The organism is Christiangramia gaetbulicola (assembly GCF_003054225.1).
Taxonomy (GTDB): Bacteria; Bacteroidota; Bacteroidia; order Flavobacteriales; family Flavobacteriaceae; genus Christiangramia; species Christiangramia gaetbulicola.
This window is the reverse complement of sequence record NZ_QBKQ01000003.1, coordinates 559,451-582,071: the sequence shown is the minus strand read 5'-3', so window position 1 is coordinate 582,071 and position 22,621 is coordinate 559,451. Positions and strand designations below refer to the sequence as shown.

Annotated in this window: 26 protein-coding genes; 20 read left to right on the top strand and 6 right to left on the bottom strand. The window is 39.2% G+C overall.

Translation table 11 applies throughout. The annotated features are described in order from the left end of the window. Positions 1 to 41: 41 nt before the first annotated feature. The 5 genes from C8P64_RS14230 to arsB all read left to right on the top strand — a co-directional run bounded on the left by C8P64_RS14230 (position 42) and on the right by arsB (position 3,716). The gene (locus tag C8P64_RS14230; protein WP_108172739.1) at positions 42 to 1,118 is read left to right on the top strand and encodes a Gfo/Idh/MocA family protein; all 1,077 of its coding nucleotides are present in this window, start codon (positions 42 to 44) and stop codon (positions 1,116 to 1,118) included. Between the two features lie 70 nt (positions 1,119 to 1,188). After that, entirely contained in the window at positions 1,189 to 1,524 is a 336-nt protein-coding gene (locus tag C8P64_RS14225) for an ArsR/SmtB family transcription factor (RefSeq protein WP_108172738.1), read from the top strand. 49 nt (positions 1,525 to 1,573) lie between these two features. Further along, positions 1,574 to 2,038: a DUF6428 family protein gene (locus tag C8P64_RS14220; protein WP_108172737.1), complete on the top strand. Its 465-nt coding sequence runs from the start codon at positions 1,574 to 1,576 to the stop codon at positions 2,036 to 2,038. Positions 2,039 to 2,047: 9 nt separating this feature from the next. Then, positions 2,048 to 2,665, top strand: a complete 618-nt coding sequence (locus C8P64_RS14215; RefSeq protein ID WP_108172736.1) for a low molecular weight phosphatase family protein — start codon at positions 2,048 to 2,050, stop codon at positions 2,663 to 2,665. A 1-nt stretch (position 2,666) separates the two neighbouring features. Continuing rightward, complete coding sequence (arsB, locus tag C8P64_RS14210; protein WP_108172735.1) at positions 2,667 to 3,716, top strand: ACR3 family arsenite efflux transporter; 1,050 nt, start codon at positions 2,667 to 2,669, stop codon at positions 3,714 to 3,716. Here arsB and C8P64_RS14205 read toward each other — a convergent pair. Together C8P64_RS14205 and C8P64_RS14200 are read right to left on the bottom strand one after the other, a co-directional pair. Next, complete coding sequence (locus C8P64_RS14205; protein WP_108172734.1) at positions 3,704 to 4,351, bottom strand: outer membrane beta-barrel protein; 648 nt, start codon at positions 4,349 to 4,351, stop codon at positions 3,704 to 3,706. The genes arsB and C8P64_RS14205 overlap by 13 nt on opposite strands. A 104-nt stretch (positions 4,352 to 4,455) precedes the next feature. After that, positions 4,456 to 4,941, bottom strand: coding sequence for a VOC family protein (locus C8P64_RS14200; RefSeq protein WP_108172733.1), 486 nt, complete (start codon positions 4,939 to 4,941; stop codon positions 4,456 to 4,458). 46 nt (positions 4,942 to 4,987) lie between these two features. On the opposite strand from C8P64_RS14200, the gene C8P64_RS14195 reads away from it, so the two are divergent. Beyond that, complete coding sequence (locus C8P64_RS14195; protein ID WP_108172732.1) at positions 4,988 to 5,488, top strand: SRPBCC family protein; 501 nt, start codon at positions 4,988 to 4,990, stop codon at positions 5,486 to 5,488. A gap of 122 nt (positions 5,489 to 5,610) precedes the next feature. Then, positions 5,611 to 6,885: a hypothetical protein gene (locus C8P64_RS14190; protein WP_108172731.1), complete on the top strand. Its 1,275-nt coding sequence runs from the start codon at positions 5,611 to 5,613 to the stop codon at positions 6,883 to 6,885. A gap of 47 nt (positions 6,886 to 6,932) precedes the next feature. On the opposite strand, the gene C8P64_RS14185 is transcribed toward C8P64_RS14190, so the two are convergent. Next, entirely contained in the window at positions 6,933 to 7,682 is a 750-nt protein-coding gene (locus tag C8P64_RS14185; RefSeq protein ID WP_108172730.1) for a PepSY-like domain-containing protein, read from the bottom strand. 152 nt (positions 7,683 to 7,834) lie between these two features. Between C8P64_RS14185 and C8P64_RS14180 the strand changes: the two genes are divergently transcribed. The 4 genes from C8P64_RS14180 to C8P64_RS14165 are packed head-to-tail and all read left to right on the top strand — an operon-like array spanning position 7,835 to position 10,695. After that, positions 7,835 to 8,635 (top strand): alpha/beta hydrolase, encoded by an 801-nt coding sequence (locus C8P64_RS14180; protein ID WP_108172729.1) that lies wholly within the window; start codon positions 7,835 to 7,837, stop codon positions 8,633 to 8,635. Positions 8,636 to 8,648: 13 nt separating this feature from the next. Beyond that, complete coding sequence (locus C8P64_RS14175; protein ID WP_108172728.1) at positions 8,649 to 9,143, top strand: nuclear transport factor 2 family protein; 495 nt, start codon at positions 8,649 to 8,651, stop codon at positions 9,141 to 9,143. A 2-nt stretch (positions 9,144 to 9,145) separates the two neighbouring features. Then, positions 9,146 to 9,505, top strand: a complete 360-nt coding sequence (locus C8P64_RS14170) for a cupin domain-containing protein (RefSeq protein ID WP_108172727.1) — start codon at positions 9,146 to 9,148, stop codon at positions 9,503 to 9,505. Next, on the top strand, positions 9,502 to 10,695 hold the full coding sequence (locus tag C8P64_RS14165; RefSeq protein WP_108172726.1) for an MFS transporter: 1,194 nt from the start codon (positions 9,502 to 9,504) through the stop codon (positions 10,693 to 10,695). The genes C8P64_RS14170 and C8P64_RS14165 overlap by 4 nt, the downstream gene beginning before the upstream one ends. On the opposite strand, the gene C8P64_RS14160 is transcribed toward C8P64_RS14165, so the two are convergent. Then, positions 10,692 to 11,426 carry an SOS response-associated peptidase gene (locus tag C8P64_RS14160; protein ID WP_170106667.1) on the bottom strand — a complete coding sequence of 245 codons (735 nt, stop codon included), beginning with the start codon at positions 11,424 to 11,426 and terminating at the stop codon, positions 10,692 to 10,694. The two genes, C8P64_RS14165 and C8P64_RS14160, sit on opposite strands and share 4 nt — an antisense overlap. Before the next feature lie 179 nt (positions 11,427 to 11,605). On the opposite strand from C8P64_RS14160, the gene C8P64_RS14155 reads away from it, so the two are divergent. From C8P64_RS14155 to C8P64_RS14145, 3 genes are all read left to right on the top strand, one after another. Further along, positions 11,606 to 12,064, top strand: coding sequence for a DUF1801 domain-containing protein (locus C8P64_RS14155; RefSeq protein ID WP_108172724.1), 459 nt, complete (start codon positions 11,606 to 11,608; stop codon positions 12,062 to 12,064). 321 nt (positions 12,065 to 12,385) lie between these two features. After that, complete coding sequence (locus C8P64_RS14150; RefSeq protein WP_108172723.1) at positions 12,386 to 12,850, top strand: DUF4168 domain-containing protein; 465 nt, start codon at positions 12,386 to 12,388, stop codon at positions 12,848 to 12,850. A 229-nt stretch (positions 12,851 to 13,079) separates the two neighbouring features. Further along, on the top strand, positions 13,080 to 13,652 hold the full coding sequence (locus C8P64_RS14145; protein WP_170106666.1) for a hypothetical protein: 573 nt from the start codon (positions 13,080 to 13,082) through the stop codon (positions 13,650 to 13,652). Here C8P64_RS14145 and C8P64_RS14140 read toward each other — a convergent pair. Continuing rightward, positions 13,649 to 15,184 carry a GH3 family acyl-acid amido synthetase gene (locus C8P64_RS14140; protein WP_108172722.1) on the bottom strand — a complete coding sequence of 512 codons (1,536 nt, stop codon included), beginning with the start codon at positions 15,182 to 15,184 and terminating at the stop codon, positions 13,649 to 13,651. The two genes, C8P64_RS14145 and C8P64_RS14140, sit on opposite strands and share 4 nt — an antisense overlap. Positions 15,185 to 15,420: 236 nt before the next feature. Between C8P64_RS14140 and C8P64_RS14135 the strand changes: the two genes are divergently transcribed. From C8P64_RS14135 to yidC, 6 genes are all read left to right on the top strand, one after another. Further along, entirely contained in the window at positions 15,421 to 16,008 is a 588-nt protein-coding gene (locus C8P64_RS14135; protein WP_108172721.1) for a carboxymuconolactone decarboxylase family protein, read from the top strand. 16 nt (positions 16,009 to 16,024) lie between these two features. Continuing rightward, positions 16,025 to 16,894 (top strand): histidine kinase, encoded by an 870-nt coding sequence (locus tag C8P64_RS14130; RefSeq protein ID WP_108172720.1) that lies wholly within the window; start codon positions 16,025 to 16,027, stop codon positions 16,892 to 16,894. Continuing rightward, entirely contained in the window at positions 16,891 to 17,283 is a 393-nt protein-coding gene (locus C8P64_RS14125) for a response regulator (RefSeq protein WP_108172719.1), read from the top strand. The genes C8P64_RS14130 and C8P64_RS14125 overlap by 4 nt, the downstream gene beginning before the upstream one ends. Positions 17,284 to 17,308: 25 nt before the next feature. Beyond that, positions 17,309 to 17,500 (top strand): DUF3820 family protein, encoded by a 192-nt coding sequence (locus tag C8P64_RS14120; RefSeq protein WP_108172966.1) that lies wholly within the window; start codon positions 17,309 to 17,311, stop codon positions 17,498 to 17,500. Positions 17,501 to 17,612: 112 nt separating this feature from the next. Beyond that, the gene (locus C8P64_RS14115; protein ID WP_108172718.1) at positions 17,613 to 19,253 is read left to right on the top strand and encodes a CTP synthase; all 1,641 of its coding nucleotides are present in this window, start codon (positions 17,613 to 17,615) and stop codon (positions 19,251 to 19,253) included. 46 nt (positions 19,254 to 19,299) lie between these two features. Next, positions 19,300 to 21,153, top strand: a complete 1,854-nt coding sequence (yidC, locus tag C8P64_RS14110) for a membrane protein insertase YidC (RefSeq protein ID WP_108172717.1) — start codon at positions 19,300 to 19,302, stop codon at positions 21,151 to 21,153. Between the two features lie 436 nt (positions 21,154 to 21,589). On the opposite strand, the gene C8P64_RS14105 is transcribed toward yidC, so the two are convergent. After that, entirely contained in the window at positions 21,590 to 22,603 is a 1,014-nt protein-coding gene (locus tag C8P64_RS14105; protein WP_108172716.1) for a fasciclin domain-containing protein, read from the bottom strand. Positions 22,604 to 22,621 lie beyond the last annotated feature (18 nt).

Here is a 22,621-nt window from a genome sequence, read left to right as displayed (position 1 = left end):
AAGTTTGAAAAAAAACTTATTTTAATAGTAAATTCTAAGATATGGACAACAGAAGAACTTTCCTGAAAAAATCTGGCCTGTTATTAGGTGCAGCTTTATTACCCTTTCCCAGCTGTATCGCCTCCTCACAAAGGAAACTGGGAGTAGCCCTGGTTGGCCTGGGATATTATAGCCGGGACCTTCTCGCTCCTGCGCTTCAGCAAACAGATCATTGCGAATTACGAGGTATTGTCACGGGAAGTCCAGAGAAGATTCCTGTGTGGCAAAAGAAGTATGGCATTAAAGACTCCAATGTATATAATTACCAGAATATGCATGAGATCGTAAACAATGATGATATCGATGTGATCTATATTGTTCTTCCAACCGGTCTACATGCCGAATATGCTATTAAAGCCGCTAATGCCGGCAAACATGTTTGGTGTGAGAAACCAATGGCCAGAACTGCCGAGGAATGCCAGCAGATCATTGATACCTGTAATAAGAACCGGGTTAAACTTTCTATTGGTTATAGAATGCAGCATGAGACCAATACTCAAAAGATCATGACCTGGGCTGAAACCAAGCCCTATGGAAATATAAAAAATGTGATTTCTGAAGCTGGTTATAATGGCGGTACTATCAATCCATGGAAACTTAAAAAAGAAATGGGAGGTGGTGCCATTTACGACATGGGTGTTTATTCTATAAACGCAGCACGATATTCCACAGGCATGGAACCTATTGCGGTAACGGCTACACAAAGTACCCAAAGACCGGACATTTTTACTGAGGTGGATGAAACTACCAGTTTTAAAATGGAATTTCCAGGCGGAATCATAGTGGATGGGAAAACCAGTTTCGGGCAAAATCTGAATAACCTGGAAGTCACCGCAGAAAATGGCTGGTACTATTTAAGACCTATGCAATCATATTCGGGAGTTCAGGGTAAGACCAGCGATGGTTTGGTGTTGCCGCCAATGAAGAAAAACCAGCAGGCTGTGCAAATGGATGATGATGCCCTGGCCATTATTAATGACACCCAAGTATTAGTGCCGGGATCTGAGGGCATGAAAGATATCCATATTGTTCAGAAGATAAACGAGGCAGCCGCAACCAACCAGAGAATCCTTATCTAAGAATATTTTTCAGTAATATTTTTGCCAATAATCTTATTCATCGTAATATTGCAATATAATATACCATAATATGGGGCTTACAAAAACAGACCTATTTACCAAAGAGCAGAATGAGCTGGCTAATTTAGCTAAAGCCTTTGCGCATCCTGCCCGGGTCGCTATCCTGCAGTATTTGCTTGCGTCTAATAAATGTATTAACAGTGATTTGGTACATGAACTTGGCCTGGCGCAGGCAACTATTAGTCAGCATTTAAGAGAATTAAAAAATGTAGGACTCATTCAGGGAAATATCGAAGGAGTGTCCATGAGCTATTGCATTAATCCTGAAAAATGGCAGAAAGTGCAACAGCTCTTCAACGGCATGTTCGATAAGATTCAGGATTGCGGGTCTGGCGAATGTTGTTAAAAAAATTTATTATTAAACATCGTAATAATACGATAAAACGATTAATGATATGAAACTTTCAGAATTTAGAGATCATTTATCTGGCCTAAAAGAGATCGCTTTCGAGCTTCCTTCTGGCCAATTAGTACCGGAACATTTTCATGTAACCGAAGTAGGAAAAATAAGCAAGCACTTTATTGATTGCGGAGGAACTTTAAGAAATGAAGAAAAGATCTCCTTTCAACTTTGGGAAGAGAACGATTACAACCATCGTTTGCATCCTGAAAAACTGGTAAAGATCATAGACCTGGCTAAGGATAAACTGGCTTTACCAGATGCAGAGATAGAGGTGGAATACCAGGGAGAAAGCATTAATAAGTTTGCGCTTGATTTTGACGGGAAGAACTTCCTGCTGGTAAATACTCAAACTACCTGCCTGGCTAAAGATCAATGCGGAATCCAGGAACAAAAACCAAAAGTGAAATTATCTGAACTTCAGAATTCCTATTGTACTCCCGAATCTGGTTGCTGCTAATATTTTTCTATGTACAAAACAAAATTATTCCCGGTCCTTATAAAAAAACTAGATCAGTTAGAAGGTACTGATATTCCCGAAAACCGGAAAAAGGTGCTGCAACCTCTCATCGATTTTATTCAGCAGCAAAAGAATTCAGGAGAAGCAATTAAACTGAATTTCATCTGCACCCACAATTCGAGGCGTAGCCAGTTAGCCCAGGTTTGGGCGCAGGCGATCTCGGCTCATTTTGGGATCAAAACCGAATGTTTTTCGGGAGGTACAGAAGAAACAGTTTTTTTTAAGAATGCGGTAGAAACTTTAAGAGAAACCGGTTTTATAATAAAATCCGGCTCTGGAGAAAACCCCCATTTCCAGGTATTTTATTCCGAAGAAGCTGAACCCCTGGTTTGTTACTCCAAAGTATATGATGCTCCGGAAAATCCAACAGAAAATTTCGCGGCAGTAATGACCTGCTCCCATGCCGATGAGAACTGTCCCTTCATCCCTGGGTCGAAGGCCAGGATCCCACTAGATTATAAAGACCCAAAACAATTTGATGATACTCCATTGGCAATGGAGAAATATGAAGAACGTAGTGACCAGATCGCTTCAGAAATGATCTATGTATTCCAACACATAAAATAATATGGCAAAGAAATTAAGTTACCTGGACAAGAATCTCACCTTATGGATCTTCCTGGCAATGGGTATTGGAGTTGGTTTAGGATATTTTATCCCATCAATTCCAGACAGCATCAATTCTTACAGCTCAGGAACCACCAATATTCCTATTGCTTTAGGACTTATCCTTATGATGTATCCGCCACTGGCCAAGGTAAAATACAGGCTGTTGCCAAAGGTATTTAAGAATGTAAAGATCCTTAGTATTTCCCTGGTGCTTAACTGGATCATCGGGCCATTCTTAATGTTTTTCCTGGCGATAATCTTTCTGCAGGATCACCCGGAATATATGGTAGGTCTTATTCTTATTGGTCTTGCCCGTTGTATCGCTATGGTCCTGGTTTGGAATGATCTCGCCGAAGGAAGCAGCGAGTATGGTGCTGGCCTGGTTGCATTGAACAGTATTTTCCAGGTCTTTGCTTATAGTTTTTATGCCTGGTTGTTCATCACCTGGCTTCCTCCTCTTTTCGGCTTTGATGGGGCTATCGTAGATATTTCAATTGCCACGATCGCCGAAAGTGTAGCGATCTACCTGGGAATCCCTTTTGCTCTTGGTATTCTTAGTCGCCTGATCCTGGTGAAAGTAAAGGGAGAGAATTGGTATGAAAATAAATTTATCCCGGCTATTTCTCCATTAACCCTTATTGCGTTGTTATTTACCATAATCCTGATGTTCTCTCTAAAAGGAGAATTGATCGTAGAAATACCAATGGACGTGGTAAGGATCGCCATTCCGCTATTGATCTATTTCAGCCTGATGTTCCTTATAGGATTCTTTTTAAGTAAAGCCATGGGAGCATCTTACGATAAAAATGCTTCCATTTCGTTCACAGCGGCTGGAAATAATTTTGAACTGGCCATTGCTGTTGCCATAGCTGTTTTCGGACTCAATAGTGGGCAAGCCTTTGCCGGGGTTATTGGTCCACTGGTAGAAGTACCGGCATTGATATTACTGGTTAGAGTCTCTTTTTGGTTAAGAAAAAGGTTCTATGCAAACCAAAATCAATTGATATAATATCGCAACCCAATCCAAATATTATCGGTACTAAAACTAAGCCCAAATTGATCACTTTTTTCTCTGTCTTCACCATCCCTGGAATCACTGAAATGGGAGTAATAAAGCCTACCAAAATCTGCATTCAATGAAAACTTTTCACTCAACATAAAAAAGATTCCAGGTCTGATATTAACGCCATAATTTTCGGATCTTAACTGGCCAAATTGCTCATTATCAGAATACTCATCATTTTGAGAAAAATTATAATAAGGAGAACCAGTTAGGGATACTGAAAATTTTGAACTTAAACCGAAAAATTTCCTGAGATAAGGTGCTATGCTAAACGAATTTCTTTTTAATTCTGTTAAGACTGATTCTTCATATTTGTTTTTGGAATAACCATATCCTAATTGAATACCGGCCTGTAAATTAGGAGCAATAAAATATCCTACATCCGGTCTGATATTAAAAGAAAAAGTTTTGAAATCTCTGGGATAATCTACTCTTTCACTACTTGTGTGGGCGGAACCTACAGCGAAAGAACCTCCCAAACTCCAGGTTCCTTTTTCAATTAAAAATTTCTTAGGTGCCTCCTGGGCACTTACAAAAAGAGAAAGTAAAAATAAGACAAGGGTGATGATAAAGTTTTGCATAGTGATGATTATGAGGCTACAATGATATGAAAATCAATAGCAAAAAACTATCGGTTAGGTGTAAAATACGAGATTTTAAAGCCAGACTGCTAACAATCAATAAATTACACATTCATCAGATCTTCTAAATCTAAACTCCTGGTATACATTTTAATACTTCCATCGGTTTTTGTGGGCCATTTTTCCCGTGGTTTATCCCAATAAAGTTCAATACCATTACCATCTGGATCGTCTAAGTAAATGGCTTCAGATACTCCATGGTCTGCCGCACCGCTAAGCGGATATTCATTTTCAAATAATCTTCTGGTGATTTCTGAAAGGTCTTTCCTGGTTGGATACAGTATTGCAGCATGAAAAAGACCCACCCCAGATTTAGCTGCCCTGTTCGCACCTTCACTGTGCCAGGTATTCAAAGCTATATGATGGTGATAACCTCCTGCCGAAAGAAAAACTGCCTGTTCCCCTATTCTTTCGGTGATCTCAAAACCAAGAATATCCCTGTAGAACTTCAGGGCTTTATCCAGATTAGAAACTTTCAAATGAACATGACCTATTCTGGTTTCATCGGGTACTTTATACTTTCCTGACATCTTATTTTTCTTTAAATTTAATAGATGATCTTTAAAATTCTAGGTTATGGAAGAAAGAAAAAAATTAGACTGGAGCCGCTTCACGGTGAATCTTCCCCTCGATGTACAGAAAGAGGATATCATTAACGCCTGGATGACGCAGGAAGCATTGGAAAAATGGTTCCTTAAGCTGGCAGAATTCACTACCCCTAATGGTGAAAAACGCAAAAGACAGGAGCAAATTAAACCAGGGGATGCTTATAGATGGCAATGGTTTGGATGGCCAGAGACTGTAGAGGAGCATGGTAAATTGCTTAATCCCGAACAAGGTGAGTTTTTAAGATTTCAGTTTGGAAAAGCCGGAAAGGTGGGAGTAAGTATTGTTCAGGAACATGGCCAGACCATTTTACGCCTTATTCAGGAAAATATTCCGCAGGACGAAGAATCCAGAATGAATTTCTATGTAGGCTGTAAGACCGGCTGGACCTTCTATATGTTGAACCTTAAATCTATCCTTCAAAACGGCCCCGATCTTCGAAATAAGCGCAGTGAATTACAAATGGACTAGCGCTTAACGCACTATTACATGGTGTTCAGAATTATTTTCTGAATATTATAACTTTTTATTTCAATTATTCACTGGCTAAAATCATAGTTTTATTTTCCGAAAAATCTTTAAACAGATCCTAAATGAAAAAAATACTTGCTTTCGTTGCAATTCTTTTCATCGTGTTCCTGGCACTCGTATACTGGTCGGTTTCAAGCACCGATAAAGAATTTGAAACCTGTGAGATCCAGAACTTTGAAGATCTGGAAAAGATCGATTTCAAAGATCATGATTCAGTTCTGGTTGCCCCGAGCAGTCTATATGAAGGAAATATTTTGAAGGAATTCATGCAGGGCAAGAACTATAGGGAAGCCTGGTCTACCCCGGTAAAAGTTCCCATCGCTTTTCTGGATACCCTCAAGGGAGGCCTGAAGATCAAAAAAGAAGGTGGCGGTAAGCAAACTCATTCCTTAAAACTGGAAAGCAAGGATGGTACTATCTACACCCTTAGAAGTGTCACCAAAGATCCAAAGAAACTGATCCCTGAAGTAGCAGAAGACCTGGGGCTAGAGAATATCATTGTAGACGGAATTTCTGCTCAACATCCGTTTGGCGCGATTCTGGCCGCAAAACTCGCTGAAATTTCCGGGGTGCTTCATACGCATCCTAACATGTTATTTATTCCGAAACAGGATGCCCTGGGCGAATACAATAAAAAATATGGCAACCGCCTTTACTTGCTGGAATATGAGACCGAAAGCGAAAAGAACTGGACTTCTTTTAAGAATGTTGATGAGATCGTGGAAACCAAGGATCTTCAGGAATTAAAACAGGAAAAGGGAGATAACCTGAGCATAGACAGGGCTGCTTTAATAAAAGCCAGGTTATTTGATCTGCTGATCGGTGACTGGGACCGGCACGCCGAACAGTGGGGTTGGGTGCTAGTGAAGGAAGACAATAAGCTGAAAGCCATTCCCCTGGCTGGTGATCGTGATAATGCCTTCTTTAACTTAAGTGGAGTGATCCCTTCTATCATTACCAATGAAAAAATTGAACCACTGGTAAGGCCTTATGAAAAGGAAATAGACTATATGCCCGGCCTGGTGTATCCTTTTGATCGCTACTTTTTACTAGATACACCAAAAGAGTTATATGTGGAACAGGCAAAACAACTTCAAAAGTCACTAACTAACGAAGCCATAAAGGATGCTTTCCAGGTATTGCCGGAGCAGATCGCTAAACTGGACCAGGCTGAAATAAGCGAAAAATTAAAAAGCAGAAGAGATAACTTAGTCGAATATGCCGTGGCTTTCCATTCAATCATCCAGGAAAAAGGAGCTTTAAATGAACCTCTAAAAGGTTCTGAAGATCTTGATCTGGAAAATTCTCCTTTGATACGTTGTTTTGAGTGTAAATAAAAAAGCCCCTTTATAATGGGGCTTTTATATCAAGTATCTAAAAGGGATTAATCATCATCCCCATCGTTTTCATCCTCATCCTCCCCGTTACCATCTTCGGCACTTAGAAAATTTCCTTCGGAATCAAATTCCAGTTCCACCCCGTTATTCAAAGTAACTTCATACTTTCCGTCATCTTCTTTCTCGGCTTCGATTATTGTATTATCTGGATAATTTTCAGTTATATAATCCAGAATGTTCTGCGGCAGATCTGCAGGATTTATTTCCTCTTCATCCTGGTCGTCTTCGTTTTCATCTTCTCCTTGCCCCAGAAAATTTCCGTCGGCGTCAAATATTAACTCTACATCATTTTCCAGTTCTATCTCGTAGTTACCATTATTCTCCCTCTCTGCCTCATCGATATTCACCCCGGGAAAATTAGCTGCAATAAAGTCAAGTATGTTTTGAGGGATCTCTGAAATCTGGAGATATTCATCCCCAAAATCATTATTATCATCGTCATCGATGCCAAGAAAATCTCCGTCCTGGTTAAAATTAAGCTCCAGCCCGTTACTTAAATAGATCTCAAAATTGTTATTATCCTCGATCTCTGCTTCCCTTATGGTAACACCCGGGTAATTCGTCGTTACATAATCGAGAATATCCTGAGGGAGACTGGAAGTGCTAACATGAACATCTGCATTAAAATAGCGGGCATCCAGATCAACTTCATTTCCAGTTGCATCATCATCGTCGCTACAAGACCCTAAAACGAGAAGGCCGCTGAGTAAAATTCCAAATTTTCTCCAATTTTTCATAAGTCTGAATTTTAATAAATTTTGCTAAATCTAAAACGAAGCTAAAGCCGCATTATTACTTATTAAAATTATTTAAATAGCAGAAAACTCATAAAATTGCTTTTTGTCTAAACTTAGCTTTATTTTGAACTGAATTAAAACCTGCATGCTTAATGACCCGAAATATAATTATCTGCTTTCTGTATCTATTAACGTTTAACGTATATGCCCAAAGCACAGCATCTCAAAATGTAACTTCCATCGAATTTAAATCGGAAAAACTGGATACCCTGAAAAAGATCTGGATCTACCTGCCTGAGAATTATCAGCAATCAGATAAAAAATACCCCGTCATCTACATGCACGACGGTCAGAATCTCTTTGACCGGGAAACTTCTTACGTGGTAGAATGGCAGGTAGACGAAAGCCTGGACAGTTTAAAGAATCCAGAAGCTATTATTGTGGGAATTGAGCATGGTGGGAATAAAAGGATAGATGAGCTTACGCCTTTTTCACATGAAAAATATGGTGGCGGTAAAGCAGATACTTACCTTGAGTTTATAGTTAAAGAACTAAAACCACATATAGACAGCAATTACAGAACATTAGCAGATCATGAAAACACCGGAATATTCGGATCTTCCCTGGGAGGTTTGGTTTCTTTTTATGCTGCTTTAAAATATCCAGATACTTTTGGAATGATAGGTGTCTTCTCCCCTTCTTTTTGGTTTAATAAAAAGATCTACGAACTTGCGGAAGAGACCGAATTCGATCAAAATACCAGGTTCTATTTCCTGGCAGGTACGGCAGAATCTGAAGAAATGGTCCCCGATCTCAAAAATATGATCTCTTTACTAACTAAAAACGGCCTGAAACCTGAGAATTACCAGGTAAAATATGTAAAAGACGGTGAGCATAACGAAGCCATGTGGAGCGGTCATTTTGCAGAATCATATCTTTGGTTATTGCAATGATGCTTTAAACCTTATGAAAAAAATAATTCCATTTCTCATAGTCCTCTTACTTGGGTCCAGTCTATCTGCCCAGGTTAACCATGACTCTGAACTTTTCAAAGCCTTAAAAGCTCGCGACAGTTTGTTATTCGACCTGGGATTTAATGAATGCAAGATCAGCGAATTCGAAGGATTTATTAGTGAAGACCTTGAATTCTATCACGACCAGGGAGGTTTAACCGGGAATAAAGAAGATTTTCTCAGGAATGTTAGAAATAATATTTGTTCTAATGCTTCGAAGAAACCAATCCGTTTGCTCACCCCCGGAACCCTGGAAGTTTATCCATTATTTGAAAATGGTAAATTATATGGGGCCATACAACAGGGAGTTCACGATTTTTATATCAAAGAGCCTGGCAAAGAAATGTATAAAACCAGTTCAGCCAAATTCACCCATGTGTGGATCTTGAAGAACGAAGAATGGATACTGAAAAGAGTTTTAAGTTACGATCATAAAAACCCAGAATAGCTATGAGAAAAGTGAATGTAAAGGAAAAGTTCGAAAAATTCTCCGATCACTGGAATCCGAGGATCGTAGGCGAATTAAATGGCCAGCAGGTGAAACTGGCTAAACTAAAAGGTGAATTCATCTGGCATTCCCATGAAGATGAAGACGAAATGTTCTGGATCGTTAAAGGGAAGCTGAAGATCGAATTCCGGGACCGAATGGTAGAGCTGAATGAAAATGAATTTTTTATCGTTCCACGCGGAGTTGAACACAAACCAATTGCTGAGGAAGAAGTGCACGTGATGCTTTTTGAACCAGCATCTACCCAACATACCGGGAAAGAGAAACACGATCTTACCAATAACAACCAGGAATTTCTTTGAAACCAGCAGCCAGGATATTACCTGTTATTGTTTTAGCTCAGTTTTGCTGTACCTCGCTTTGGTTTGCCGGCAACGCGGTTATGCCAGACCTGGTATCTGAGTTTGGTCTAGATGCAGATGCCCTGGGACATCTTACCTCGGCGGTCCAATTTGGATTTATACTTGGAACTTTGAGTTTCGCCTTTCTCACGATCTCAGACAGGTTCTCGCCTTCAAAGGTTTTCTTTTTCTGTGCCATGCTTGGCGCCGTTTTCAATGCAGGAATTCTTCTAGATAACAATAGCTTTTTCAGTTTAATGAGCTTCCGGTTCCTCACTGGTTTTAGCCTCGCTGGAATTTATCCGGTAGGTATGAAAATAGCCTCAGATTATTTTGATAAAGGCCTTGGCAGATCCCTGGGATATCTCGTTGGTGCTTTAGTGCTGGGAACGGCATTTCCTCATCTGCTAAAAGAGATTTCCGGTAATATCGATCTGGAGTGGAGATGGGTCATTTATTTCACTTGCGCTCTCGCCTTTTCTGGTGGGTTCTTAATTCTATGGCTGGTGCCCAATGGTCCATATCGATCGGGTTTACAAAAACCAGATCTAAGCCTCATTTTCAAAATCTTTAAAAATGCAGATTTTCGTTCAGCTGCTTTTGGGTATTTCGGGCATATGTGGGAACTATATGCATTCTGGGCTTTTGTCCCGGTGATCCTTGGTTTCTATAAGCAAATTCACCCTGCAGCCGACTTCAGTATACCTTTTATATCTTTCCTGGTAATTGGATTAGGCGGACTAGCCTGCGTTCTGGGAGGTTATATTTCTGAAAAGAACGGGGTAAGGAGAACAGCGGGAGGAGCACTATTTTTATCTGGTATCTGTTGTTTAATTTCTCCTTTGATCTTTTATGCGAATTCTGAAATCCTTTTGATCGGATTTTTAATTTTCTGGGGTTTAGTAGTCATTGCAGATTCTCCGTTGTTTTCTACTCTGGTCGCGAAAACTGCCTCTGCCAATTCCAGAGGCACGGCCTTAACCATCGTTAATTGTATAGGTTTCAGCATTACCATTTTCAGTATCCAGTTATTGAATATGCTCATTAAGCATATTACACCAAACCTGATCTTTACGGTTTTAGCAATAGGCCCAGCTTTTGGATTGATAGCTCTTTTCAGAAGAAGAAATACTTCAACCGCCAATTCCTAAAGCGTAAGAGATTTATCTATAGGCTCTGTAGGTTCCAGGACCTTTGCTGTATTCTTTAGTTCACGGTTCTTTTTTAGCCGGTAATTGATCACAGGATGGGCATGAAAGGATTTGCTGGTAAAACCTTCGCTCATAATATCTTTGATCACAGATTCAGATTGCCCGGTTTGTATCCATTCCTGCTCATATTTCCTGTCCAGCACCAAAGGCATTCTTTTGGCCTTATTATGAACCTTCTCAAAAAGCGGGTTGGCATCAACCGTAATTAGCGAGGTAAAATAATTACCCTCGGCATCATTTGTATAAATTCCGGCAAAAGTGAAAATAGAGCGTTCCCGGTAATCCTTACTTTCTTCGAGATAACAAAAATAAGGCTGACTTTCCTTTCCGGAATGATGCGGTTCAAAAAAGCCATCAGCGAAGATAAGGCACCTGCCTTCACGTATGGGTTTTGAATATAATCGCGAATCAAAAACTTTATCATCCCGGGCGTTCAGGGTATTATACTTTCCGCTTTTAAAAAACTCTTCAGGTTTGGTGTAGGTAGGTACCAATCCCCATGTTGCCTGGTACCAGTGTCCCGGCTCATCCATAGGCACAATATAAATATGGTTGTGCGCAAAACCATCATTTAAGAAATAAGGCTCCAGGATACCTTCCTCTATTGGCGGTTTATCCATATACCTGGTGAGATTGTCTTCAGACTGGTTCAGCGATTTCTGGTAACACATAGCATTAGTCATTTAAAAGTATTTACTCTAAGGTATTCAATTTCAGTCAAAACTTTAGTTCATCATATTTTCAAAAATTGATCTTTCAGAATAAAGTTTCCTAGAATTGAAAAGACCCAAGGAACTGAAATTATTCCTGTTTTAATCTTTACATTTAAAGTATCATCAAAATTAATATTATGAAAATTGAAGCTGACTCTCCACAGGAATATATTGATAACGTACCTGAAGAACGAAAGGATGTAATGTCCAGGCTTCGCGCGGTGATCAAGGAAAACCTTCCCGATGGTTTCCAGGAGACCATGAGTTACGGGATGATCGGTTATGTGGTGCCACAATCCATATATCCGGAAGGTTACCATTGCGACACTTCTCTCCCCCTGCCGTTCATGAATCTCGCCTCGCAAAAAAACTATATCGCATTATACCACTCAGGGATCTATGCCGATAAAGATCTATCTGATTGGTTTACCGAAGAATATAAAAAACGGGTTGGTAAAAAACCAGACATGGGTAAAAGCTGTATCAGGTTTAAGAAAATGGATGATATTCCGTACGAACTAATTGGCGAATTATCTGGCAAAATAACGCCTAAGGAATGGATAACTATCTATGAAAAAAATGTAAAAAAGAAATAGAATTCAGAATCTCTGATTTTTGATTTGTGATGAAATTATTGCTTCAAAGTTCTACAGTTCCGATGAACATTACGCCAGAGAACGCAAACTTTTGTACTCGACAATTTGACAGGTGGGGCTATATAAGAGCTACACCTGGCCAGATGAATGCAGAAATCATTAAAATAAACCCCTATACTCCCCTGTTTTCTTAAATACAGGAGCCGATATTGTTAAAATTTTATTAAGAACTGGCGATGAGTTCTTAAAGGCTGGGAATTTCCAGATCTAAGGCATAGTTTTCGCAACTTTAACAGTGAAATCATAAAATAAGAAGTTAGAATGAAGAAGTTTTTTAGTAGTCTGTTATTCGTATTTGCATTAGGAACCGCCTCAGTTACGGCTCAATCTACCGCAATGCCACAACAGCAGGAAAAAATAGAAGTTAGTGATGCTGAGCTGGAAAAATTCGCAGATGTTTTCCAGAAAATGAGAATGATGAATCAGCAGGTTCAACAGGAAATGATGGCTGTAGTCACTAATGAGGATCTTGAATTACAAAGATTCAATGAGATCCACCAGGCAGAAATGGATCCTAATAAGGACATCGAAACTACAAGCGAAGAAGATAAAAAATATAAAGCTGTGGTTGCTGAAATTGAAGTAATTCAACCAAAATACCAGAAACAGATGCAGGAAGTAATTACCGAAAGCGATCTTAGTATGGAAAGATATCAGCAACTTGCAATGGCCCTGAGGTCTGATGTTGAGCTTCAACAAAGACTACAGGAGATCCTGAAGAGCTAGATAAATTGAATTAAAATGAAAAAAGCAGGCTATGTAGCCTGCTTTTTTAGTTTCAATAATCAAATACAACATAATTTAAGTCTATTTTAAAACTTGAAAATTCCCAAGGCATCAATTTTGTTGTAATTTGGAAAACAATATGAATTATATGACAGGCACATTAAAAAGAGGCTTTTACCTAATATTTTTTTTAATATTTATTCCCGCTTGTTATGCCCAGCAATCAAACATGCAACAAAAAGACAGTTTAGAATTTAGCAATAAAATCGTTCCAGATACTATATGGAGAGAAGTCTATGTCGCCCTCTCGCATTATCCGGAATTAAAGGATACTCCTATCGAATTTCGCTTTAAGAAGAATATCAAAAAGTCTTTTATGCAGGCTCAACCCAAGGTCAATAGTTTGCTGAAAAGTAAAAAGAACAGGGGTTATCTGGTATTCATCAATGAAAAGTTCACTATTGAAGATGAAGTTTTCGATATTACCGCTGTGCCTTCTGAAGTGCTTATTGGCTGGATAGGCCACGAATTGGGGCATATTATGGATTACCGGGAGAGATCTGCCGCAGACCTGGTGTGGTTCGGTGTTAAATATCTTACCTCAAAAAACTATATAAGAGAAGCTGAAAAGGCTGCAGATACTTACGCCGTAAACCATGGCCTTGGCGAGGAAATTATCGCCACCAAGAATTTTATCATTAATCATTCGAAACTCTCAGATACATATAAAAGTAGAATCCAGGACCTTTATCTATCTCCCGAAGAGATCATGGTCTTGATAGACAGCGGTCATGAGGATTAAGTTGCCGGGCTTTGTTCCTTGATGAATTTTTCCCATTCAGCGAACTTCTCCTCGTTCATCACCTTTTCCATCTTTACCTGGCCTCCTTTTTTCTTGTTTTTCGCATTCCACTCATGGAACATGTTAGGATCTATGGTGGTGACCTTGACTCCTTTAAGCGCCTTGGACCTGGCTACTTTATAATTCTTATTGGCATTCTTTAAGGCCTCATCCAGAGCTTCGGCTAATTTATCGTCTTCTGCTTTATCTTCAGTTCCTAGATACCAGTAGTGATAATACTCTCCATCTTCCCCCCTTTTCGCTGCCACCACAAATTCCGGAATTCTGATCTCGAATTTATTTTCCAGTTCCTGAACCGCATCGTTCATTTTATTTACTGAAAGTTGTGAGCCAACTACATTCAAAAAGAATTTGGTCCTTCCAGTGATTCTGATCTCATTCCTGGATTTATCTGTGAATTTGATCGTATCCCCTATCAGATATCTCCATGCTCCACTTACCGTTGAAATTAGAATAACATAATCTTTTTCTTCTTCAACTTCCTCCAAAGGAATTACCGGAGCATCTTCAGTCAACGAACCATCCTGGTTGATGTAATCTGGTTTAAACGGAACGAACTCAAAGTAGATCCCATTATCTGTGATTAACCGCATCGAGTGCGTGTCTGGCCTATCCTGTAAGGCAAGAAAACCTTCTGAAGCTAAGTAAGTATCAATCACCTGTATCGGTTTACCCAGAAGCGCGTTAAAACTTTTCTCGTAAGGTTCGAAGGCTACACCACCAGAAGTATACACCTGGAGATTTGGCCAAATCTCATGGATGTGGTTAAGGTTGTGATGTTCAATAACTTTTTTAAGCATAAGCTCCATCCAGGATGGAATTCCGCTCAAAGCACCAATATCCCATTCTTCGGCATTTTCGGCTATTTTCTGTACGCGGTCATCCCATTCATCAATTTTGGAAATTTCCTCGCCCGGCTTATAATAGCTTCTGAACCAGAAGGGAATTCTGCTAGCGCTAATCCCGCTAATTTCACCTTCCTGATGATCTCCTTCCTTATGAAGATCTGTTGAGCTTCCCAGCATCATGATCTCCTTTTCAAAGAAATCTGGAGGCAGATCGAAATTACTTAAAGCACTTACCTGTTTTATACCGGCATTTCTAATGGCTTCCACCATTTCTTCAGTAACGGGAATTCTCTTACTGGTTTTACCGGTAGTTCCCGAACTTAGAGCGAAATAAGGCGGTTTTCCCGGCCAGGTTACGTTCTCCTCTCCTTCATGATATTTATGCCACCATTCCTTATCTATTTTATTATAATCGAAATAAGGCACTTTTTCCGCGAATGCTTTTCTAACATCTTCAGATTCCAGTATTTTCTCGAACTTATAATGCTTACCAAAAGAAGTGTCCTTTGCTTTCTTTAAAAGGTTTACAAGTACCTGCTCCTGGTCCTTTACCGCTTCTCCCTCTGGGGTAAGCGTTTCTTTTAAGTCGATAATACTTTTTATAATAGATCCGAAAATTGCCATAATATGCTAGTGAATTTGAAAGGATAAATCTAGAAATACCATTTAGAGCAGCAGCAGGGATTATCAAATATTTAACTCCGGTAAAATGTAATAAAAAGCCTACATAATCACCATTATTCGTAAGAATTCCTATATTATTCGTTAAAGTCTATTCATTCCAATGTAAAACTGAAGAATAACTGTAATATTTACAGTCTGAAAAAACGAAAATCTAACCTTATTCCCTACAAATTGCTATGAATCAATCTATACCCCAAACCCATTCAAGATATAAAATGGTGTCTTATGACGATGCAACTGCAGAAGTCAAAGCCATTTATGATGACACAAAAAAGACCTTACAATTACCATTTGTTCTTAACTGGTTCAAATGCCAGGGTGACAATGCCCTTTTATTAAAAGGTAACTGGAGCAAATTAAAGAACACCCTGATGGAGGGTCAGGTGCCCAATGTGCTGAAACAATTGATCATATATAATGTTTCCAAGCAACGTGGCTGTAATTACTGTTCTCACGCTCACGGGATTTTCGCAGACAGCATGAGCTCGATGATCTCTGAGGAAGAAGGATTCCGCGCAACCCAGAGTTTAAACTCACCATCTATGCCTGTTAGTTACAGGATCGCAGTACAGATCGTTACCAAAGCAGCTTTGGAACATTCACAAATAACCGATGAAGATTTTTCTGAATTGGAAAAAGCGGGATTCACGGCTAAAGAAATTCAGGAATTAATGGCTCAGGCAGATCTTGTAAATATGCTGAATACCATTGCTGATGTTTCCGGTATCAAGATCGATAATGAATTATTGGAAACTCCTGAATAGGAACGATCTTTTTTAGATGCAAAATCTATCTCAAAATACTCCTCAGCTTTACAGGATCACTTATGAGGCTTACTCCAAATTTGCCAATGAGGTAAATCGCTGCTCAGATCTTGCAGAGGTGGCTGAAGTTTGTAAGACCCATTTAAAGTATCTGCTTAATTTTCATATTATCAGGATGACTATATTCCAGGGTGATAAACTTTTCACTTTTGAATTGTTTGGAAATAGTATCTGGTATGATCTCAAGGGGGAGACCGAGCTATTCCCCTATGAAGACGAGCTATTTAAACGAGGAATTCCACTTATCACGAACGAGATCCCAGACAAACTGGTTAGAGACAAGGTGGGGCTGAATGCTCTTTATGACCCCGTACTCTGGGGCTGGTGTTTTGATAAAAATGAACGGAAAGTATTAGTATCTTTGCTCGCCGATCAAAACAAAGCGTTTTCTGTTGGAGATGTGGATATTCTGAAGCTGATGGTTGATTGTATCCAGGCAAAATTCAGCGAGATCTATCTGAAAAGGCAACTTGCCATCCAGAATCAGAACCTTTCTGATGCCTACCTTACGATCAAAGAGAAGAATGAAGAGATCCAGAGAATTGTTCTGAATCAAAAAGAAACTATCAAAGCCAGGACTAGCGAGATTGTTTTAAAGAATGAAAAACTCCTGCATATTTCAGCATTAAACGCGCATAATGTGCGGGAACCGCTTTCCAGGATACAGGGAATTATAGAACTTTTTGAGTTTATGGATGATGAGACCTGCCGGAAAGAACTGGTGCCGAAACTAATTTCCAGTGCCAGAGAAATGGACGAGGTTCTAAAAGAAGTTGTGGAGATGGCATCTAAAGAATTAACTGAACTAAAGGCCGCTGAACTATGAAGAAGATCTATTTGGTAGATGACCAGCCTATATCTAATTTTATTACTAAAAAGTTATTTGAACTTGAAGGTTACACCGGCGAAATAATAGATTTTACAGATCCAGAAGAGGCGTTTAGAATTCTGAAAAATGATAAAGATGCCCTTATCTTTCTAGACCTGAACATGCCTATGATGAACGGATGGGATTTTTTAAATGCCATGCAGGCCGATAACGTGAAACATGAAGTGATCCTTCTAACCTCCAGCACTAGCAAAATGGATATAGACAGAGCACAGGATTTCCCCGCTGTAATAAAATACATGGTAAAACCCATGAATAAGAAAAAGTTTTTAGAACTTTCAGAATTCTTAAATCTCCCTGAGATAAGTGCAACCAGATCCAAATAAATTACTCGAACTTGCCTATGCTAAAATGCATTTTGGCAAGTATAAAGACTATTATCTTTCAGATATTCCAGAGCCATATTATGTATGGTTCAGGCAAAAAGGTTTCCCTCCTGGTAAACTTGGCGACCAGATGCAACAGGTTTTTGAGCTTAAAATAAACAGCCTGGAAGGCCTGCTGAGACAGATAAGGAAAAGATATCCGCGCCCAAGATCCTAGCTTCTACTATCGTTAAAAAGCTCTTAATATTAGCTTTCTAAATTGTCTGCTTTTTCTATTCTTCTTTGTAATTTAGCGCCCTGAATAAACAACACAACAAACTAGAATTAAAATGGCCGATACCAAGTATATTTTTGTTACAGGAGGTGTATCATCTTCCCTGGGAAAAGGGATCATTGCTGCTTCTTTAGCAAAGTTATTGCAGGCAAGGGGCTTTAAAGCTACTATTCAGAAACTGGATCCATATATAAATGTAGATCCCGGAACCCTAAACCCCTACGAGCACGGAGAATGTTATGTAACTGAAGATGGCGCTGAAACAGACCTGGATCTTGGTCATTATGAACGTTTTCTAAACGTAAATACTTCCCAGGCAAACAATGTTACCACGGGAAGAATTTACCAGAGCGTTATTGAAAAAGAAAGACGCGGAGAATTCCTTGGTAAAACCGTTCAGGTAGTTCCACATATCACGAACGAGATAAAAGAAAGAATCCAGATCCTTGGAAAGAATGGTGATTATGATATCGTGATCACTGAAATTGGAGGAACTGTAGGTGATATTGAATCTTTACCATACATAGAAGCGGTAAGACAATTAAAATGGGAACTTGGAGATGACAATGCTTTGGTTATTCATCTTACCCTTGTACCCTATCTTTCTGCAGCCGGTGAATTAAAAACAAAACCTACCCAGCACAGTGTAAAGACTTTGATGGAAAGTGGTATAAAAGCAGATATCCTGGTTTGCCGTACCGAACACGAACTATCAGATGATATTCGTAGAAAGCTGGCTATATTCTGTAACGTACGTCAGGAGGCGGTGATCCAGAGCATCGATGCCCCTACTATTTATGATGTACCAAATATGATGCTGGAAGAAGGCCTGGATAAAGTGGTATTGAAAAAACTGGCCTTACCAGATGACTCTACTCCTAACCTGGACAGATGGAACCAATTCCTGAAAAGACATAAAAACCCGAAAGCCGAAGTTCATATCGGGCTTATCGGGAAATACGTGGAGCTTCAGGATTCTTATAAATCTATCCTGGAAGCATTTATCCATGCTGGCGCCGAAAATGAAGTTTATGTGAATGTAGAATATATTCATTCAGAATTCATTAATGACAGCACTATTCATAACAAAATAAGCCATCTTGACGGAGTTCTTGTAGCTCCTGGATTTGGTGAACGTGGAATTGAAGGTAAGATCGATGCAGTAAGATACGCTCGTGAAAACGACCTTCCATTCCTTGGAATTTGTCTTGGTATGCAAATGGCGGTGATAGAATTCGCCAGGAATGTACTGCAGTTAAAAGGAGCAAATTCTACTGAAATGGATGCAGATACCAAGCATCCCGTGATCGACCTTATGGAAGCTCAAAAAGAGGTAACCCATAAAGGAGGTACTATGCGCCTAGGTTCATGGGACTGCGAATTAACTGAAGGATCTATTATTCATGAGGTCTATGGAACCGATAAGATAAAGGAACGCCATCGCCACCGTTATGAATATAACAACAAATACAAAGAACAACTTGAGAACGCAGGAATGCTAAGTACCGGGATCAACCCTGAGACCGGCCTTGTGGAGATCATAGAACTAAAAGATCATCCATGGTTCGTTGGGGTACAATATCATCCTGAATATAAAAGTACCGTGGCCAATCCACATCCTCTTTTTGTCTCATTTGTGAAAGCTGCACATGAACATTCTGTAAAACAAAAAAATGCCAAGATGGCACAGAAATAAGAATTGGTCGTTTTTTTGACAAAGGAAGATTAAGTAAAATTAAATAATGGAAGAAAAGAAAATAGATATTCAATCTATAATTGGATTTATTCTAATTGGTGGTATCCTTTTATGGATGCTTTACAATAACACTCCTGAAGAGACCGAAGCCGTAGATGAAACCACTACTGAACAGGTTGAACAAAATACCCAGGAATCTCAAACCCCAGATAACCTACCGGAAACCAGAACCGCACAAAATGATTCTACTTCGCTGGCAGACGCACAGCGCAGATTAGGAGCTTTTGGTTATTCTGAAACTCTGGCTTCTGCCCAGGGAGGTACTACAACCATCTCCAATGACCTTCTGGAATTGAAGATCTCTAACAAAGGAGGTTATATTGAGGAAGCCAGGCTTAAAAATTTCAAGACTTACGATTCTATCCCGGTGTATCTTATTAAAGATGGCAATGCCTCATTGAATATGAATTTCAGTACTACCGATGGTAGAACTTTAAATACTGAAAATCTATATTTTGAGCCTTCGCTTACCGAAAATAATGGCAACCAGGTTCTTTCTATGAAGCTTAAAGTTTCTGAAGATGAATACCTGGAATATCGCTATGCGCTACGTTCGGGAGAGTATATGCTTGACTTCACCATTAGTTCCCAGGGTCTAACCGGTGTCCTTAACTCGGCTGAAACTCCGGTTCTTGACTGGAAACTGAAAGGATATCGCCATGCGAAAAGTATTTCCTATGAAAACAGATACACAGACCTTATCTATGAATATGATGGTGGTGATGACGATCATTTATCCAGTGGTGATGATGAAGATGAAAATGTAAGTTATATAGCATACAGACAACATTTCTTTACTTCTATTCTATTAACAGACACTCCTTTTAAAACGGCAAAATTTGAAGTAGAAAACCTGGTGGAAGATGAAGAAGTTGATACTGTATTCACAAAGACTTTCGCTTCTACCATCCCATTAGATCTTAAAGCTGGTGAGTTGAATTATAATATGAATTGGTATTATGGTCCTTCAGATTACAAGATCCTGAACGATTATGATCGCAACCTGGATGAGATAATTCCGCTTGGCTGGGGAATCTTTGGTTGGATAAACAAATATCTTTTCATTCCATTCTTCGCATTTTTAGCGGGAGTACTACCAAGCTATGGACTTGCGATCATCGCCATGACCATTGTGGTTAGGATCGTATTATCTCCGGTAACTTATAAGTCTTACCTGTCTCAGGCCAAGATGAAGATCCTTAGACCAGAGATCAATGAGCTTAACGAGAAGTATAAGGATAACGCGATGAAGAAGCAGCAGGAGACCATGAAGCTTTATAGCAAGGCAGGAGCCAGCCCTATGAGCGGATGTTTACCTGCACTAATGCAGATCCCGGTATTCTATGCATTATTCCAGTTCTTCCCAAGTGCTTTTCAGCTAAGACAGAAAAGTTTCCTTTGGGCAGATGACCTTTCAAGTTATGATACGATAGCTGAACTACCATTCAATATCCCATTCTATGGTGATCACGTTAGTTTGTTCCCTATCCTTGCCTCTATCGCTATCTTCATCTATATGATGATGACCACAGGACAGAACATGCAGGCAAGTCAGCAACCTGGAATGCCAAACATGAAGTTCCTTATGTACCTTTCTCCGCTTATTATGTTGATATTCTTCAACAATTATGCGAGTGGATTATCTCTGTATTATTTTACCTCAAACCTGATTACCATAGGTATCATGCTGGTAATAAAATATGTGATCATCGATGAAGATAAGATACATGCGAAGATCCAGGAGAATAAAAAGAAACCTAAGAAACAGAACAGGTTTACGAAAAAGTTCCAGGAAATGATGGAGCAGGCTGAAGAGCAGCAAAAGAAACAGAAACGTTAATAGCGTCACTCATTATTAAAAAGAAGGCTTTGTATTTACAAGGCCTTTTTTTATGTCTTAACTGAAATAGTAGAGTAAATCTAGATTTTTTGATACACCTCTTTCGATTAATAAAGATCGAAATATTCATATTAGATCAATTAGGGAATACCTTTCTGATCGTTTTATTCGTCAACCAAAATAGATAGTATATAATTATTTGAAGAACATATAAAAGTACATTCAAAAATGATGGTTAAGCCATGTGCAATAAGCACCGAATAAAAACAAGAGCAAGGAATTGAAAATACCAAAGGAGAAAAACGTGAAATAATTAAGGTCAATAGAGTAATTCGCTAGTTCGGGAAACACGCAGGAAGTATCTAAAAGAAAAAAGCCTCTGAAAATTCAGAGGCCTTTCTATTCAAACAAATAAACAAAACATTAATAATCCTTATTATTCTAAAGTCGGTAAAAGTACCATATCGATAGCGTGAATTACACCGTTAGTAGCTTGCACATTTGCAGCTACAACATTAGCAGTTCTTGAATTTACATCTGTGATCGAAACGTTATTAGAATCGGCTGCAAGATTAACTGTAAAGTCTTCACCTAGGAAAGTAGTAACCGCCATACCGTTGGTCAATTCATCTGAAGTTACATTAGCCCCGGTAACAACGTGGTACGATAAAACATCGGCTAAAAGGTCAGAATCAAGATCTCCAAGACCACTTATCTCCAGCTCTTCAAGTAGCGCTGCGAAAGCATCATCTGTTGGAGCGAAAACAGTATATGGCCCTTCATCTTGTAATGTCTCAACAAAAGTATAAGAATCATCAAAAGTCAATGCCTCAACAAGAATTGAGAAAGTAGGATCGGCCAAAGCAAAAGTTGTCACATCTGGTAAACCAATTACAGCATCAACGGCATGGATCACTCCGTTATCTACTTCGATATCTGCAGTTTCTACATCAGACATCCCGTTTAATGTTACCACATCTCCAACATTGATGTATAAGCTAACTGCCTCTCCATCTGGTCCAGCCTCGGCTAAACTTGGAATGTACCCGGTTTCAAGATCGGTAGACATCACAATTCCTGGCTGAACATGGTTCATAAGTACCAGTGTTAATACATCTACAGGAATATCTCCTAATTCACTCCAGTCTTCATTCGAATCAAGCAATGCCTGGAATGCATCATTATCTGGTGCGAATACAGTATATTCTGTATCACCATCTAAAGTGGCTGTTAAACCCGCAGCCTCGATGGCAGCAGCAAGAGAAGAATAATCATCGTTGTTATTTACAAAGTCAATAATAGATACAGGCATAGGATCTGGACCTGGATCTGGTGTCACTACGACATCATCTTCAAATTGAAAATCATCATCCTCGTCACAAGAAGTGAATCCGAAGCAAATGATAAGTGCAAGAATACTTAACTTCGCATTTTTTAAAATAAAATTCATAATTCTAAGTTTTAGTTA

Excerpts from the sequence above, each read along its gene's own strand:
- C8P64_RS14230 (WP_108172739.1), top strand. The coding sequence starts at position 42 with ATGGACAACAGAAGAACTTTCCTGAAAAAATCTGGCCTGTTATTAGGT.
- C8P64_RS14225 (WP_108172738.1), top strand. The coding sequence starts at position 1,189 with ATGGGGCTTACAAAAACAGACCTATTTACCAAAGAGCAGAATGAGCTG.
- C8P64_RS14220 (WP_108172737.1), top strand. The coding sequence starts at position 1,574 with ATGAAACTTTCAGAATTTAGAGATCATTTATCTGGCCTAAAAGAGATC.
- C8P64_RS14215 (WP_108172736.1), top strand. The coding sequence starts at position 2,048 with ATGTACAAAACAAAATTATTCCCGGTCCTTATAAAAAAACTAGATCAG.
- arsB (WP_108172735.1), top strand. The coding sequence starts at position 2,667 with ATGGCAAAGAAATTAAGTTACCTGGACAAGAATCTCACCTTATGGATC.
- C8P64_RS14205 (WP_108172734.1), bottom strand. The coding sequence starts at position 4,351 with ATGCAAAACTTTATCATCACCCTTGTCTTATTTTTACTTTCTCTTTTT.
- C8P64_RS14200 (WP_108172733.1), bottom strand. The coding sequence starts at position 4,941 with ATGTCAGGAAAGTATAAAGTACCCGATGAAACCAGAATAGGTCATGTT.
- C8P64_RS14195 (WP_108172732.1), top strand. The coding sequence starts at position 4,988 with ATGGAAGAAAGAAAAAAATTAGACTGGAGCCGCTTCACGGTGAATCTT.
- C8P64_RS14190 (WP_108172731.1), top strand. The coding sequence starts at position 5,611 with ATGAAAAAAATACTTGCTTTCGTTGCAATTCTTTTCATCGTGTTCCTG.
- C8P64_RS14185 (WP_108172730.1), bottom strand. The coding sequence starts at position 7,682 with ATGAAAAATTGGAGAAAATTTGGAATTTTACTCAGCGGCCTTCTCGTT.
- C8P64_RS14180 (WP_108172729.1), top strand. The coding sequence starts at position 7,835 with ATGACCCGAAATATAATTATCTGCTTTCTGTATCTATTAACGTTTAAC.
- C8P64_RS14175 (WP_108172728.1), top strand. The coding sequence starts at position 8,649 with ATGAAAAAAATAATTCCATTTCTCATAGTCCTCTTACTTGGGTCCAGT.
- C8P64_RS14170 (WP_108172727.1), top strand. The coding sequence starts at position 9,146 with ATGAGAAAAGTGAATGTAAAGGAAAAGTTCGAAAAATTCTCCGATCAC.
- C8P64_RS14160 (WP_170106667.1), bottom strand. The coding sequence starts at position 11,426 with ATGTGTTACCAGAAATCGCTGAACCAGTCTGAAGACAATCTCACCAGG.
- C8P64_RS14155 (WP_108172724.1), top strand. The coding sequence starts at position 11,606 with ATGAAAATTGAAGCTGACTCTCCACAGGAATATATTGATAACGTACCT.
- C8P64_RS14150 (WP_108172723.1), top strand. The coding sequence starts at position 12,386 with ATGAAGAAGTTTTTTAGTAGTCTGTTATTCGTATTTGCATTAGGAACC.
- C8P64_RS14145 (WP_170106666.1), top strand. The coding sequence starts at position 13,080 with ATGCAACAAAAAGACAGTTTAGAATTTAGCAATAAAATCGTTCCAGAT.
- C8P64_RS14140 (WP_108172722.1), bottom strand. The coding sequence starts at position 15,184 with ATGGCAATTTTCGGATCTATTATAAAAAGTATTATCGACTTAAAAGAA.
- C8P64_RS14135 (WP_108172721.1), top strand. The coding sequence starts at position 15,421 with ATGAATCAATCTATACCCCAAACCCATTCAAGATATAAAATGGTGTCT.
- C8P64_RS14130 (WP_108172720.1), top strand. The coding sequence starts at position 16,025 with ATGCAAAATCTATCTCAAAATACTCCTCAGCTTTACAGGATCACTTAT.
- C8P64_RS14125 (WP_108172719.1), top strand. The coding sequence starts at position 16,891 with ATGAAGAAGATCTATTTGGTAGATGACCAGCCTATATCTAATTTTATT.
- C8P64_RS14120 (WP_108172966.1), top strand. The coding sequence starts at position 17,309 with ATGCATTTTGGCAAGTATAAAGACTATTATCTTTCAGATATTCCAGAG.
- C8P64_RS14115 (WP_108172718.1), top strand. The coding sequence starts at position 17,613 with ATGGCCGATACCAAGTATATTTTTGTTACAGGAGGTGTATCATCTTCC.
- yidC (WP_108172717.1), top strand. The coding sequence starts at position 19,300 with ATGGAAGAAAAGAAAATAGATATTCAATCTATAATTGGATTTATTCTA.
- C8P64_RS14105 (WP_108172716.1), bottom strand. The coding sequence starts at position 22,603 with ATGAATTTTATTTTAAAAAATGCGAAGTTAAGTATTCTTGCACTTATC.